Source organism: Bradyrhizobium sp. U87765 SZCCT0048 (assembly GCF_018131225.1).
GTDB lineage: Bacteria > Pseudomonadota > Alphaproteobacteria > Rhizobiales > Xanthobacteraceae > Bradyrhizobium_A.
Genome location: NZ_JAFCMM010000001.1, coordinates 1,802,879 through 1,815,592 on the forward strand (window position 1 = coordinate 1,802,879; position 12,714 = coordinate 1,815,592).

The window sequence follows — 12,714 nt, forward strand, 5'->3', positions numbered from 1 at the left end:
CGATCAGGGGGTGAGAAAATGATCGGTGGCGGATGCGACCTCACCGAGGCCGATGTCGGTGACATGGAATGTGACCGGCGACGACTTCGGCAGCGAGCCCTCCGGCGCTGTCACCAGCACGCGCACCTCGGTGGTGCGGTCGCGGCCGACCACGATGGCGGGACGCTCCTGGGTGATGGCATCCTGGCCGACCACCTGCAGGGTCGCACCGGGAACGCCATCGACGTCGATCGCGACGACCTGGTCGAAGGCGCGCTTGTTGAGCAAGCGAATCGTATAGGCGTTGCGGACCGAGCCGTCGCTGAGACGCACCGACAGCGGGTTACGGTCGTGCAGGACGCTGACGTCGAGCAGCACGCGGGTCGCCAGCGCATACAGCATGATGGCGCCGACGCCGACGATCAGTCCGGCATACACCACCGTCCGCGCGCGCAGCGGCCGGAATACCTCGGCCTTGCCGGCCATGCGGCGCTGGATGTTGATGTCGTTGTCGTAGCCGATCAACCGCGTCGGCCGTCCGATTTTGGTCATCACCGTGTCGCAGGCGTCGATGCACAGGCCGCACTGGATGCAGTCGAGCTGAGCGCCATCGCGAATATCGATGCCTGTCGGGCAGACGGCGACGCATTGCCGGCAATCGACGCAGTCGCCGACGCTCTGACCGTGAGACCGCGCCTCGGCGGCCTTCTTCACCGACGTGCGGGGCTCGCCGCGGTCGTACTTGTAGGTGACATTGAGCGCCCACTCATCGGTCAGTGCCGCCTGGATCCGCGGCCACGGGCACATGTAGACACAGACCTGCTCGCGCATGTGACCTGCGAGAACATAGGTGGTGAATGTGAGAATACCGATCCAGACATAGGCGACCATCGGTGCCTGGAACGTCAGAAGCTCCTTCACCAGGGTCGGCGCATCGGCGAAGTACAACACCCATGCGCCGCCGGTCCACCACGCGATCAGCAGCCAGATCGAGTGCTTGGCCGTGACCTCGAAGAAGCGCCGCAAGGTGAAGTCGGCGGCGTCCTTTTTCATGCGCTCGCGCCGGTCACCCTCGACGAGGCGTTCGACGGCGTAGAACAGATCGGTCCACACCGTCTGCGGGCAGAGATAGCCGCACCAGATGCGACCGCCGAGCGCGTTCATCAGGAACAGCGCCATCGCCGCGATGATCAGCAGGCCCGTGAAGTAGTAAACCTCCTGTGGCCACAGCTCGATGAAGAAAAAGTAGAAGCGGCTGTTGGGCAGATCGACCAGCACCGCCTGGTCCGGGGCGCCAAGCCCGCGGTGCCAGCGCACGAACGGCAGCAGGTAGTAGACGCCGAGGCACAGCGCCATCAGCTTCCACTTGATGCTGCGGAAGGTGCCGGAGACGCGCTGCGGATAGACCTTCTTGCGGGCGGCGTAGAGCGGCCCGATATCGTCGGGGTCCGCGTCGTCTGAACTTGTGATCGTACTCATCGAAAATCCATTCGCATGGCAGGATCAGGATGGCCGGCCTTCGCCGGCCATGGCTTGATCCAGCTCAAGGGGCGCGGCAGAAGCCGCGCCGCCACTACTTGCCGCCACCCAGCGAATGAACGTAGACGGCGAGCGCCTTGATCGTCGGCTCGTCGAGCCGGCCGGTCCACGCCGGCATCACCCCGCCACGACCATTGGTGATGGTCTCGATCAGAGTCGCCTCATCGGAGCCGTACAGCCAGATCCGGTCAGTCAGGTTCGGCGCACCGAGCTCCTGGTTGCCCTTTCCGTCAGCACCGTGACAGGACGCACAATTGTCGGCGAACAGCTTGCGCCCGGCGGCGGCATTGAAGCCGTTCTCGGTCGGCAAGCCCGACAGCGAGCGGACGTAGTTGGCGACCGTGACGATCTCATCCTTCTTGAGGATGCCGTCGCGTCCGAACGCCAGCATCGCGCCTTCGTGCCCCTTGGCATGCCCCGAGCGCACGCCGAACTGGATGGTCTGCATGACCTGTTGGATCGTGCCGCCCCACAGCCAGTCATCGTCGTTCAGGTTGGGATAGCCCTTGGCGCCGGCCGCGCCGGTGCCATGGCACGGCGCACAATTGTCGCCGAATGCCGCCTTGCCCTGGGCACGGGCGAGCGCCAACAGCGCCGGGTCCTTCTCGATCTCGGTGACTGGCGTCGCGCCGAGCACGGCCATCTTCTCGCCGCGCAGCTTGCCGAGGTTGGCGAGTTCGACCGCGACGTCCGCCCGGGACGAATAGCTAATGACGCCGGTGGTGTAACCCTGGATCGTCGGCCAGGCCGGGTAGACCACCCAGTAGCCGACCGACCAGACGATGCTGGCGATGAAGGTGATCACCCACCAGCGCGGCAGCGGCGTGTTCAGTTCCTTGATGCCGTCCCACGCATGCCCCGTCGTGGTCTTGCCGGAAACAGAGTCGAATTCCTCGTGATGCTCGCTCATGATGCTTCAATCCTCCCGCAACGGCATCCGCGCGGCGGCGTCGAACGCCGCCTTGTTCCGCGGCCGCAGCGCATATGCGACGATGGCAAGGAAGACGCCGACGAACACCGGCGTCCACCAGGTCACGACGAAGTCCGACGCGAGGTTCTGGACGGTCAGGATGGCTTTCATGATGCGGCCTCCTCAGCGCAGGTTGGCTTTTTCGTTGTACAGCTTGAAGTCGACGAGCGTGCCGAGCATCTGCAGGTACGCCACCAGCGCGTCCATCTCGGTCGGCTGCCCCGGCTTGCCGTCGAAGTTGCGGATCGCCGCCTTGGGATAGCGTTTGGCGAAGGCATCGGAATCGGCGCTGTCGGGATCGACCTGAGCCTTGAGATCAGCCTCGGCGTTCGCGATCTGCTCCTCGGTGTAGGGCACGCCGACGGCGCGGTTGGTGCGCAGGTGATCGGCGATGGTCGCCCCCTCGAGCGGCGTCTCCGCGAGGAAGGCGTAGCCCGGCATCACCGACTGCGGCACGATCGCCCGCGGGTTCTTCAGGTGCGTCACGTGCCACTCGTCCGAGTACTTGGCACCGACGCGCGCGAGGTCCGGCCCCGTGCGCTTCGAGCCCCACTGGAACGGGTGGTCGTACATGCTCTCGGCCGCAAGCGAGTAGTGGCCATAGCGCTCGACCTCGTCGCGCAGCGGCCGGATCATCTGCGAGTGGCAGAGATAGCAGCCCTCGCGGACGTAGACGTTGCGGCCGGCCAGTTCCAGCGGCGTGTACGGCCGCATGCCGTCGACCTTCTCGATCGTGCTCTTGAGGTAGAACAACGGGGCGATCTCGACGAGACCGCCGATGGCGATCACGGCAAGAATACCGACGATGAGAATGATCGAGTTCTTCTCGAAGATCTGATGACGCTTCCAGAACGACATGGCTCGGCCTCTATTCAGCAGCATGCAGCGCGACGAGCGGCGGGGTTTCGACCTCCGCGGCCTCGCCGGCACGAACCGTCATCCACAGGTTGTAGGCCATGATCAGCGAGCCGATCACGAACAACGCCCCGCCTGCGGCACGGATGACATAGAAGGGATGCATCGCCTCGACGGTCTCGATGAAGGAGTACTCGAGAAAGCCGAGCGCGGTGTAGGCGCGCCACATCAGGCCCTGGAGAATGCCGGACACCCACATCGCCGAGATGTAGAGTACGATGCCGATGGTCGAGATCCAGAAGTGCCAGTTGACCAGCTTGAGGCTGTACAGGCTCTTCTTGTTCCACAGCCACGGCACGAGGCAGTACAGCGCGCCGAACGACACGAAGCCGACCCAGCCGAGAGCGCCGGAGTGCACATGGCCGATGGTCCAGTCGGTGTAGTGGCTGAGCGAGTTGACCGCCTTGATCGACATCATCGGCCCTTCGAAGGTCGACATGCCGTAGAACGCCACCGACACCACCATCATGCGCAGCACGGGATCGGTACGAAGCTTGTCCCAGGCGCCCGACAGCGTCATCAGGCCGTTGATCATGCCGCCCCAGGACGGCATCCACAGCATGATCGAGAAGGTCATCCCCAGCGTCTGCGCCCAGTCGGGCAGCGCCGTATAATGCAGGTGATGCGGACCCGCCCAGATGTACAGGAAGATCAGCGCCCAGAAGTGGATGATCGACAGCCGGTAGGAATAGATCGGCCGCTCCGCCCGCTTGGGGATGAAGTAGTACATGATGGCGAGGAAGCCGGCGGTGAGGAAAAAGCCGACCGCGTTGTGGCCGTACCACCACTGGAACATGGCGTCCTGCACGCCGGCCCAGGCGATGTAGGACTTGGAACCGAACACCGACACCGGCAAGCCGGGATTGTTGCCGAGATGCAGCACTGCGATGGTGACGATGAAGGCGAGATAGAACCAGTTGGCGACGAAGATGTGCGGCTCCTTGCGCTTCATCACGGTCGCCAGGAACACCAGCAGATAGGTGACCCAGACGATGGTCAGCCACAGGTCCGAATACCATTCGGGCTCGGCGTACTCCTTGCCCTGGGTCGCGCCGAGCAGATAGCCCGTGCCCGCGATCAGGATGAAGAAGTTGTAGCCGACCACCACGAACCACGGCGCAAGATCACCTGCCAGACGCACGCGGGACGTCTTCTGCACCACGTAGAACGAGGTCGCGATCAGCACGTTGCCACCGAAGGCGAAGATCACCGCCGAAGTGTGCAACGGCCGCAAGCGGCCGAACGTCGTCCATGGCAGGTCGAGGTTGAGCACCGGATAGGCCAGTTGCAGCGCGATCACGAGGCCGACGGTGAAACCCGCAACGCCCCAGAACATCGCCATCACACTGGCGAACTTGATCGGGCCGAGATTGTAGTTCGGTCGTCCGTTGATTTCCTGCGGCGGCGGCCCTGCCGGGCGCTCGGCGTAGCGATAGAAGATCGCCACCACCGCCAGCAGGCTGGCAAGGGCCGCGACGGAAGCATGGAAGGTGAAGGCGACGTCTTGCGCGCGCGACGCGGCGAAGATGCACAGCAGGACGGCGGGGGCCAAAATCAGCACGAGCCCCAGCTCGCCGACCGTCATCCAATTGGCTGTCTTGGTCTGTTTCATGGTGATGCACTTCGCGTGTGAAGGATGAATCTCACTAGCAGCAATCCGACGCGCCCCGACTTGATCGAGGTCAAAAGGCAATCCGGACAATCGTGGAAATCAGCAAGCCGGCCACGCCGGCAGGCATCCGCCGGGCGGATCACTCAGACGGCGACACTGAAGCGGCCGAGGCGATCGCGGCTGTAAGTGTCGAACACCGTGGCAACGACCCGGGCGACAGTTCGCCCCTCGTCGCTGACGGTGACAATGCGACCATCGACCTCGACCAGCCCCTCACGTGCCAGCACCTGAAGCTGCAGCAGTTCGTCGACGAAGGCGCGATGCGGCGCGATCGCGTCGAGATCGACGGAAAAGCGGCACAGCAGGCTCTCGATGATCTGGCCGCGCTCGCGATCCTCGGTGGTGAGCGAACAGCCGCGCGCAGTGGCGAGGCCGCCGGCATCGACCGCACGCAGATAGGCCGGCACATCCGGGATATTCTGGACATAACCTCCCGGCAGCGACGAAATCGCCGAGGCGCCGAAACCGATGAGCGTGCCGCAATCGTCGTCGGTATAGCCCTGGAAGTTGCGGCGAAGCGTGCCCGTGACCGCGGCCCGCGCCAGCACATCGTCCGGCCGGGCATAGTGATCGAAGCCGACACGCACATAGCCTTGCGCCAGAAACTCCTCCGCGATCGCCTCCGCCTGGGCGAAACGCTCGGTGCTCCCGGGCAATTGAGCGGCATCGATCCGACGCTGGCCGGCCTTGCGCTGGGGCATATGAGCATAGCCATAGCAGGCGATGCGATCCGGCGCGAACGCCGCGACAGTGCGGGCGGTCCGGCGCAATGTCTCGACGGTCTGCAGCGGCAAGCCGTAGATGAGATCGAAGTTGAAGGCGTCGATGCCGGCCTCGCGCAAGCGCGTCACGGCCGCAGCAACCACGTCGGTCGGTTGCAGCCGCCCGATCGCAGCCTGGACCAGCGGATTGACGTCCTGCACGCCGAGGCTGACGCGATTGACTCCCAGCGCGGCGAGATCGCGAGCGAAAACCCTCGTCACATAGCGCGGATCGAGCTCGATGGCATGTTCGAGAGCCGATCCCAGCGAAAATCGCCGGTCGAGAGCGTCGACCACTGCGCCAAGACCGGCGCCGCCGAGAATACCCGGCGTCCCGCCGCCCCAATGCAGTCGCGTGACGCGCGGCGCCGCCGTGAGCAAGCTGCCAACCGTGGCGATCTCCCGCACCAGCGCGTCGCGATAATCGATCACCACGTCGTCCCGGCGGGCCATCTTGGCATGGCAGCCGCAATAGAAGCAGATATCGCGACAATATGGCACATGAAGGTAGAGGGAGGTGCGTTCTGCCGCACCGATCTCCCCGAGCCAACGGGCGTGATCGGCGACGCCGACATCTGTCGCGAACTCCGCGGCGGTCGGATAGGAGGTGTAACGGGGCACCTGCCGCTCGGCATGGCGGCGAACGACAGCACTCATTGGCACGATGCGTATTCTCCTGCGATCACGGCGCGGCGTTCAGAACGCGCGCCGCTTGCGCCGGGGCCATTCCACGGCCTGCGTGGCGACGGACGACGGCCGCCCGGTCAGCGCACAGGCACACACCGCGACCGCGAACAGCACCGCGCTCGCTACGATCAGGATATCGATCAACAGCATGGCGTCTCTCCCGCTTCCGTCCGCACTATGGGCCGCCCCCAGGATGTGGCCTTGATGCGGATCAAACCGGGCCGCCGACATCGCCGCCCGACAGGCCCGCCCGCCACGATTGACCCAGGTCAAACCGGTCTCCGGCGCCGGATGGAATATCGCTCGGTCACCAGGAAGCTCCGGACGAATCAAGAGGTCATGCCGTGCCGAAATTGCACTCCACAGCCGCCCTCGCCGCCTGCCTGGTGGTGATCGCCCTGAGCGATGCCCCCGCCAGCGAGACGTCGTCTCCCGCCATGCGGCGCGGCCAGACGTTCGCCCGCACCAACTGCGCCCGCTGCCACTCGGTCGATCGGGTGACGGACAGCCCGCTGGCCATCGCGCCGCCGTTTCGCACCCTTCATCAGCGCTACCCGATCGAGACCCTGGCGGAGGCGTTCGCGGAGGGAATCTACACGGGGCATCCGACCATGCCCGCTTTCCAGCTCGATCCCGACCAGATCAATGATCTCCTGGCGTTCATCAAGAGCCTGGAGTGAAGCGACGGCAACCGGGCACGGTTTGACGCACGTCAATGGGGCTGACCCGCCCCCGGCTAAGGTGCCGGCATTCACCATCACGCGGGAGGCGCCGCTATGCTGCAGACACACGATTTGAAGAGCGAACTGCAGTCGCTCAAGGATGACATCAGCCGCGTCATCGGCGACCGCAGCGGGGCGATCGCCAGTGCATCGAAAATCAAGATCGAGGATCTCTCGCAGCAATTGAAAGCCGCCATCGAGGAACTCGGACAGACACTCGTCGACGAGCAGAGCCATGTGGGGCATGTCGTGGCAGAACGTCCCATCACCACGCTGGCGTCGGCATTTGCCCTGGGGGTCGTCGTCGGCTTCATGTTGAGGAGGGCCTGACATGAATGCCGAGAACGTCACGCGTCACGTGCGCGCGCTGTGGCGCGCAGACCGTATCATCGCGGACATCCGTCTGCGGCATCTGCTGGTCAGCCTCGGCATGAAGGCCTTCGCCGCGCTGATTGCGGCGTTCGGACTGCTGATGCTCGAACTCGCCGCCTACTTCGCGCTGGTCCAGGTCTGGAGCGCGATCCTGTCCGCCGCGGCACTTGGCGCCATCAACTTCGCGATCGCCGCGACAATCTTCGTGATCGCATCTCGCGGGCCTCCCGCCCGCGAGATCGCACTCGCCAACGATATCCATGATAGCGCGATCAATGCGCTCCAGGTGGAGGCTCAGGGACTGCAGGCGCAGGTCAGCGGCTTTCTCCGCCATCCGCTCGAAGGCGCCCTGCTCCCGCTGTTGCTGCCGCTGCTCACCGTCATCGTCCGTCAGTTGACAAAGCCCAAGGCGTCGAAACCCGAGGCCGGCTGAAACTGCCGAGGAGACCGCACCATGCCCCGCGCTCACGCCAATCCCGAACTGCCCCCGATCCTCAACACGTCATTGCCGCCCTCTTTCCGGCAGATTCGCCTCGACCTCGCACGGGAGCCCGGACATCCCGAGGGAGCGCATGCCATCGCGTATGTGCTGGTCGCGCCGCTTGCCGCCGACGGCCGGATCGATCCGGCGCAATGGCAGGTGCACCGCGAGGCCTGCCGCGTGGTCCGATTGCGTCCCGGCGAGCAGACGACCGGCCACCTCATTCATCGTCCCGGCGGAACCTGGGCTTTCCACTACGGCGCAGAAAGCGCGCTGCCGGACGAAGCCGGGCATCACTTTGCCGACGAGCGGTTCGCTCCCGGGGAGTATGTCGCAATTCGCGACGGCGGCGTCCTGCACACTTTTCGCGTGGTCTCTGTCGCGCGCTTGTAGCCAGCGCGGGACGGCCCGCACACTTCAGGGCTTGAGCGCCAGCGTGACGTCGCAAACCTCCGGATCGGCCGGATCGGTCGCGACCTTGAAGCCGAGGTCGCGGCACATGTCGAGCATCACCATGTTCTCTTGCAGCACCTGGCCCGAGATCCGCGAAAGCCCCTCGGAGCGGGCATATTCGATCAAAAGCTGCATCAGCGCCCAGCCGAGCCCGCGCCCCTTCATGTCGGAGCGCAGCAGGATCGCGTATTCACCGTTCTCATAGATCGAATCCGAATGGATGCGAACGACACCGACCATCTCTCCGGTCGCCGCATCGATCGCGACGAACGCCATCGCCCGGGCGTAGTCGAGCTGAGTGAGGCGGGCGATGAACTGATGCGAGAACTCCTTGATCGGCGCGAAGAAGCGCAGCCGCAGATCCTCCATGGTGACATGGCTCAGCAGCTCGCGGATCTGCGGCGCATCGTCGGGCCGGATCGGGCGGACGATCAGGCGCCAGCCGTCCTTGGCGACGAGGCCGCGCTCCCATTCCGACGGATAAGGCCGCAGCGCAAAATTCATGTTGCCTGAGCCGGCGAACTTTCGGACGGGCGGCCCGACCGCGATGCGTGCGTCGACGGCCAGCACGCCGCGGTGGTCGGCGAGCAGCGGATTGATGTCGAGCTCGCGAATCTGCGGCAGATCCGATGCCAGTTGCGACAGCTTGACCAGCGTCAGCGGCACCTCGTCGGTCTTGGCCGCCGGCACGTCGCGATACCCCTTGAGCAGCCGCGACACCCGGGTGCGGCCGACGAGATCGCGCGCCAGCGGCAGATCGAGCGGCGGCAGCGCCAGCGCCTTGTCGTTGATCACCTCCACGGCGGTACCACCCCGGCCGAACACGATGACCGTGCCGAAGGTCGGATCATCGGCGATGCCGAGGATCAGTTCGCGCGCCTTGGAGCGCACCACCATCGGCTGCACGATGACGCCGGCAAGGCGGGCATCCGGCCGCTTGGCGCGGGCGCGTGCCAGAATTTCGACCGCAGCGGCCCGGACCTGCTCGGCATTGGTCAGGTTCAGCATCACTCCGCCGACATCCGACTTGTGCACGATGTCGCGCGACTGAACCTTGAGAACGACCGTTTCGCCGCGGGCGAAAAACGCCGCGGCATGCGCCGCTGCCTCGTCGGGATCGGCCGCCGAGACGGTCGGGACCATCGCGATCTGATACGCCGCGAGCACTTGCGCCACCTCGACGGGGTCGAGCCATTCGCGGCCGTCGGCGATGGCCGCGTCGACGATCGCGCGCGCCGCGGCGGCGTCGGGTGCGAAGTCCGCAGGAAGGCTCGGCGGCACCTCGGACAGCGCCTCGACCACGTCGCGATGATGAGCGAGATGCATGAAGCCGCGCACGGCATCGTCTTCCGTCGGATAGCTCGGGATCGAGGCCGCGCTGAACGTATCCGACACCGCTTCGCTGGCGCCGACCCAAACGGCCAGCACCGGCTTGCCGGCCAAGCGCCGAACGCGCTCGGCGCGCACGAGATCGGCAACCCCCGCCGCAATCTTGTCCGCCGGCGCAACCGCGGTCTGCACGTTCATCACCAGAATGGCGTCGCTGCCGGGATCCGCCAGCAGTGGCCCGAGGGCCGCGACATAACGCTCGGCATTAGCGTCGCCGACGATATCGATCGGATTGGCCTTCGACCAGGTCGGCGGCAGCACGCCATCGAGCTCGGCACGCAATTCCGGTGTCACCGTCGCCGGGATACCACCGAGCTCCACCAGACGATCGACCGCCAGCACGCCGATGCCGCCGCCATTGGTGAGAATCGCCAGCCGCTTGCCCCGTGGTGGATTGGCGCGGCTCAGCGTCTCGGCGCAATCGAACAGCTCGCGCAGGTCGAACACCCGCAACATGCCGGCGCGACGGAAGGCCGCGTCGTAGACCGCGTCCGATCCGGCCAGTGCGCCGGTGTGGGTCGCCGCGGCCTTCGCTCCCTGCGCCAGACGCCCCGATTTCACGACAACGATCGGCTTCATGCGGGCTGCGGCACGCGCGGCCGACATGAACTTGCGGGCATCCTTGACCGCCTCGACATAGAGCAGCACGGCCTGGGTCGCCGGATCGAGCGCGAAGTAGTCGAGCAGGTCGGCGATGTCGACATCGAGTTGATCGCCGATCGAGACCATGCCGGAGAAGCCGACGCCACGCTGGGCCGCCCAGTCGACCATGCCGGCGACGATCGCGCCGGACTGCGAAATGAGCGCCAAGCCGCCGGGCTGCGGCATGTGGGCCGCGAACGACGCATTCAGACGCACCGACGGCATCATGATGCCGAGGCAATTCGGACCGATCAGACGCATGCCATGACGGCGCGCGGCACGTTCCGCCGTATCGCTGAGTGAACCGGGGCCACGCCCGAGGCCGGCACTGACAATCAATGCGCCGGCCGCACCCTTTTCGCCGGCTTCGGCGACAAGACCGGGGATCGCCTCGGCGGGCGCGGTGATCACCACAAGCTCGGGAACGAAGGAAAGGTCGGCTATACGCGCGACGGTTGCAAGCCCGGCGATCTCGCGATGCGCCGGATTGACGACGCCGACCGGCCCCTCGAAGCCCGTCGAGCGAATGTTGCCGAGGATAGCCCGCCCCAGCGAGTTGGGACGCGGCGACGCTCCGACAAGCGCAACGGAGCGCGGCGACAGCAGGTTGCTCAGCCGATAGACCGACATTGCATCACGACTTTACAGGCGCGGACCGAACCGGGAGCCGCACCATATCCTGATCCAACGTCCCTAGTGCGACATCAGGACCCAACAGGGCGGGCTTTCCAAAATCGTATTCGTCGCCCCGCCCCATGTAAACTCCTTCAGCCAGGACCGGCCATACCCTCCCATGACCAGGAGGTCGATGGCGTTCGCCTTCACATAGTTCTCAAAGACCTTGCCGACCGAGCTGCCAGCCAGAGGAACGGCCTCGAATGTCGCATCGATCCCGTGCGCGGCAAGATGGCGGATCAAGGCACCACCCGAGGCCGCCTCGACATCCGAGGGCTTGTCGGAGACCGTGAAAATCTGAACGCTGGCGGCGGCGCGCAGGAACGGCAGCGCATCGGCGACGGCGCGCGCGGCCTGCGCGCTGCGATTCCAGGCGATCGCCACCCGATCGAAGGCGATCGGCAGCTTGGCCGCGCGCTCCTGCGGGAAGATCAGGAGCGGTCGTCCCGACGTGAACACGAGCGCCAGAAGCGTCTTCTCGATCGCGCTGTCATGCGACCGCAATGGCAGCAGCGCGAGATCATGGAGACGCGCCGCTTCCGCCAGCAATGCCGGTTCGCTCTCGACGGTTCCCGCAAGCACCACGCGGTGACAGGCCACGCCGCGACGGACAGCTTCGGCCACCACGGCGTCCAGCGCGCCGCGCGGGTTCGACGACGCTGAGACAGGCTGGCCGAAGCGGCTGAAGGCCTCGAACGAACGCGCAGCCGGATCGGCAGCGGCGTCGATCGCAACCGCCGTCAGCCGCGCTTCGAGCGCGTGCGTGATCGCGACACAGGCCGCGATTGCCTCCGCCGAAGGCTGCGCCTGGCTGGTCAGAGGAAGGTAGATATCCTGGACAGGCATGGTCGCGTCTCCCGATCCGTCTGCAATCGCCGGGATGTCGCCGGCCCGATCGCGATCTCGCCCGGGAGGCCGGGCAGATCGGCTAACTGTCCCGGCCCTGGCAGCGCTGCAGCGCCCGCATCACGTCCTCCCGGGAGATGATGCCGACCAATCCCTGCGCGTTGTCGATCACCGGCACACTGCGGATGCGATGCTCGACCATGAGCTGGAGCACGCGCGTGAGACGGGTGACCGGGGTGACGTAGATGAAATCGCTGGTCATCGCCTCGCCGACCGCGACTTTCATCAAGTCGTCATAGCGCGGCACGAGGCGGGCCGGCGTCAGCGAAAACATCTTGAGGAAATCGAACTTGGTGACGATCCCGACGACCTCGCCATTCTCGACGACGGGATATGTATTGAAATCGTCGGCATCGAACCGCCGCTGCAGCTCCGCCATGGTTTCGGCGCGCGTCGTCGTCTTCACCGCACGGGTCATGTGGTCGGCTGCGGTCTCGTCGAGAAAACGGTACAACGGCATCTCCCGGTCACGGCAGGCCGGGGCGCGCCCGGCGGCCCAGACAGGCTGCACCGGCCGCAACCGCGGCGGATTGATCGAGGTCAAAAAAAAG

At 65.6% G+C, this 12,714-nt stretch carries 14 protein-coding genes; 4 read left to right on the forward strand and 10 right to left on the reverse strand.

Going from position 1 to position 12,714, the window contains the following annotated elements; all coding sequences use genetic code 11:
• Positions 1–3: 3 nt before the first annotated feature.
• The 7 genes from ccoG to JQ639_RS07875 all read right to left on the reverse strand — a co-directional run bounded on the left by ccoG (position 4) and on the right by JQ639_RS07875 (position 6,673).
• Positions 4–1,458 carry a cytochrome c oxidase accessory protein CcoG gene (gene ccoG, locus JQ639_RS07845; RefSeq protein WP_211965570.1) on the reverse strand — a complete coding sequence of 485 codons (1,455 nt, stop codon included), beginning with the start codon at positions 1,456–1,458 and terminating at the stop codon, positions 4–6.
• A 94-nt stretch (positions 1,459–1,552) separates the two neighbouring features.
• A complete protein-coding gene (gene ccoP / locus JQ639_RS07850) occupies positions 1,553–2,428 on the reverse strand; it encodes a cytochrome-c oxidase, cbb3-type subunit III (protein ID WP_211965571.1) in 876 nt (291 codons plus the stop codon).
• A gap of 6 nt (positions 2,429–2,434) precedes the next feature.
• Positions 2,435–2,599, reverse strand: a complete 165-nt coding sequence (locus JQ639_RS07855; protein ID WP_211965572.1) for a cbb3-type cytochrome c oxidase subunit 3 — start codon at positions 2,597–2,599, stop codon at positions 2,435–2,437.
• A gap of 12 nt (positions 2,600–2,611) precedes the next feature.
• Positions 2,612–3,346: a cytochrome-c oxidase, cbb3-type subunit II gene (gene ccoO / locus JQ639_RS07860; protein ID WP_211965573.1), complete on the reverse strand. Its 735-nt coding sequence runs from the start codon at positions 3,344–3,346 to the stop codon at positions 2,612–2,614.
• Between the two features lie 10 nt (positions 3,347–3,356).
• Positions 3,357–4,988, reverse strand: coding sequence for a cytochrome-c oxidase, cbb3-type subunit I (ccoN, locus tag JQ639_RS07865; RefSeq protein WP_211966514.1), 1,632 nt, complete (start codon positions 4,986–4,988; stop codon positions 3,357–3,359).
• 170 nt (positions 4,989–5,158) lie between these two features.
• Entirely contained in the window at positions 5,159–6,493 is a 1,335-nt protein-coding gene (gene hemN, locus JQ639_RS07870; protein WP_211966515.1) for an oxygen-independent coproporphyrinogen III oxidase, read from the reverse strand.
• A 39-nt stretch (positions 6,494–6,532) separates the two neighbouring features.
• Complete coding sequence (locus tag JQ639_RS07875) at positions 6,533–6,673, reverse strand: hypothetical protein (protein ID WP_211965574.1); 141 nt, start codon at positions 6,671–6,673, stop codon at positions 6,533–6,535.
• 233 nt (positions 6,674–6,906) lie between these two features.
• Between JQ639_RS07875 and JQ639_RS07880 the strand changes: the two genes are divergently transcribed.
• The 4 genes from JQ639_RS07880 (at position 6,907) to JQ639_RS07895 (ending at position 8,491) form a co-directional block, all read left to right on the forward strand.
• Complete coding sequence (locus tag JQ639_RS07880) at positions 6,907–7,203, forward strand: c-type cytochrome (protein ID WP_249123084.1); 297 nt, start codon at positions 6,907–6,909, stop codon at positions 7,201–7,203.
• Positions 7,204–7,317: 114 nt separating this feature from the next.
• Positions 7,318–7,575 carry a hypothetical protein gene (locus tag JQ639_RS07885; RefSeq protein WP_249123008.1) on the forward strand — a complete coding sequence of 86 codons (258 nt, stop codon included), beginning with the start codon at positions 7,318–7,320 and terminating at the stop codon, positions 7,573–7,575.
• A gap of 1 nt (position 7,576) precedes the next feature.
• On the forward strand, positions 7,577–8,050 hold the full coding sequence (locus JQ639_RS07890) for a phage holin family protein (RefSeq protein ID WP_211965576.1): 474 nt from the start codon (positions 7,577–7,579) through the stop codon (positions 8,048–8,050).
• Between the two features lie 21 nt (positions 8,051–8,071).
• On the forward strand, positions 8,072–8,491 hold the full coding sequence (locus JQ639_RS07895) for a hypothetical protein (protein ID WP_211965577.1): 420 nt from the start codon (positions 8,072–8,074) through the stop codon (positions 8,489–8,491).
• A gap of 24 nt (positions 8,492–8,515) precedes the next feature.
• Here JQ639_RS07895 and JQ639_RS07900 read toward each other — a convergent pair whose 3' ends face one another.
• From JQ639_RS07900 to JQ639_RS07910, 3 genes are all read right to left on the reverse strand, one after another.
• Positions 8,516–11,212, reverse strand: coding sequence for a bifunctional acetate--CoA ligase family protein/GNAT family N-acetyltransferase (locus tag JQ639_RS07900; protein WP_211965578.1), 2,697 nt, complete (start codon positions 11,210–11,212; stop codon positions 8,516–8,518).
• Positions 11,213–11,275: 63 nt separating this feature from the next.
• Entirely contained in the window at positions 11,276–11,881 is a 606-nt protein-coding gene (locus tag JQ639_RS07905; protein WP_211965579.1) for a universal stress protein, read from the reverse strand.
• Positions 11,882–12,185: 304 nt separating this feature from the next.
• Positions 12,186–12,617 carry a CBS domain-containing protein gene (locus JQ639_RS07910; protein WP_211965580.1) on the reverse strand — a complete coding sequence of 144 codons (432 nt, stop codon included), beginning with the start codon at positions 12,615–12,617 and terminating at the stop codon, positions 12,186–12,188.
• Positions 12,618–12,714: the final 97 nt, after the last annotated feature.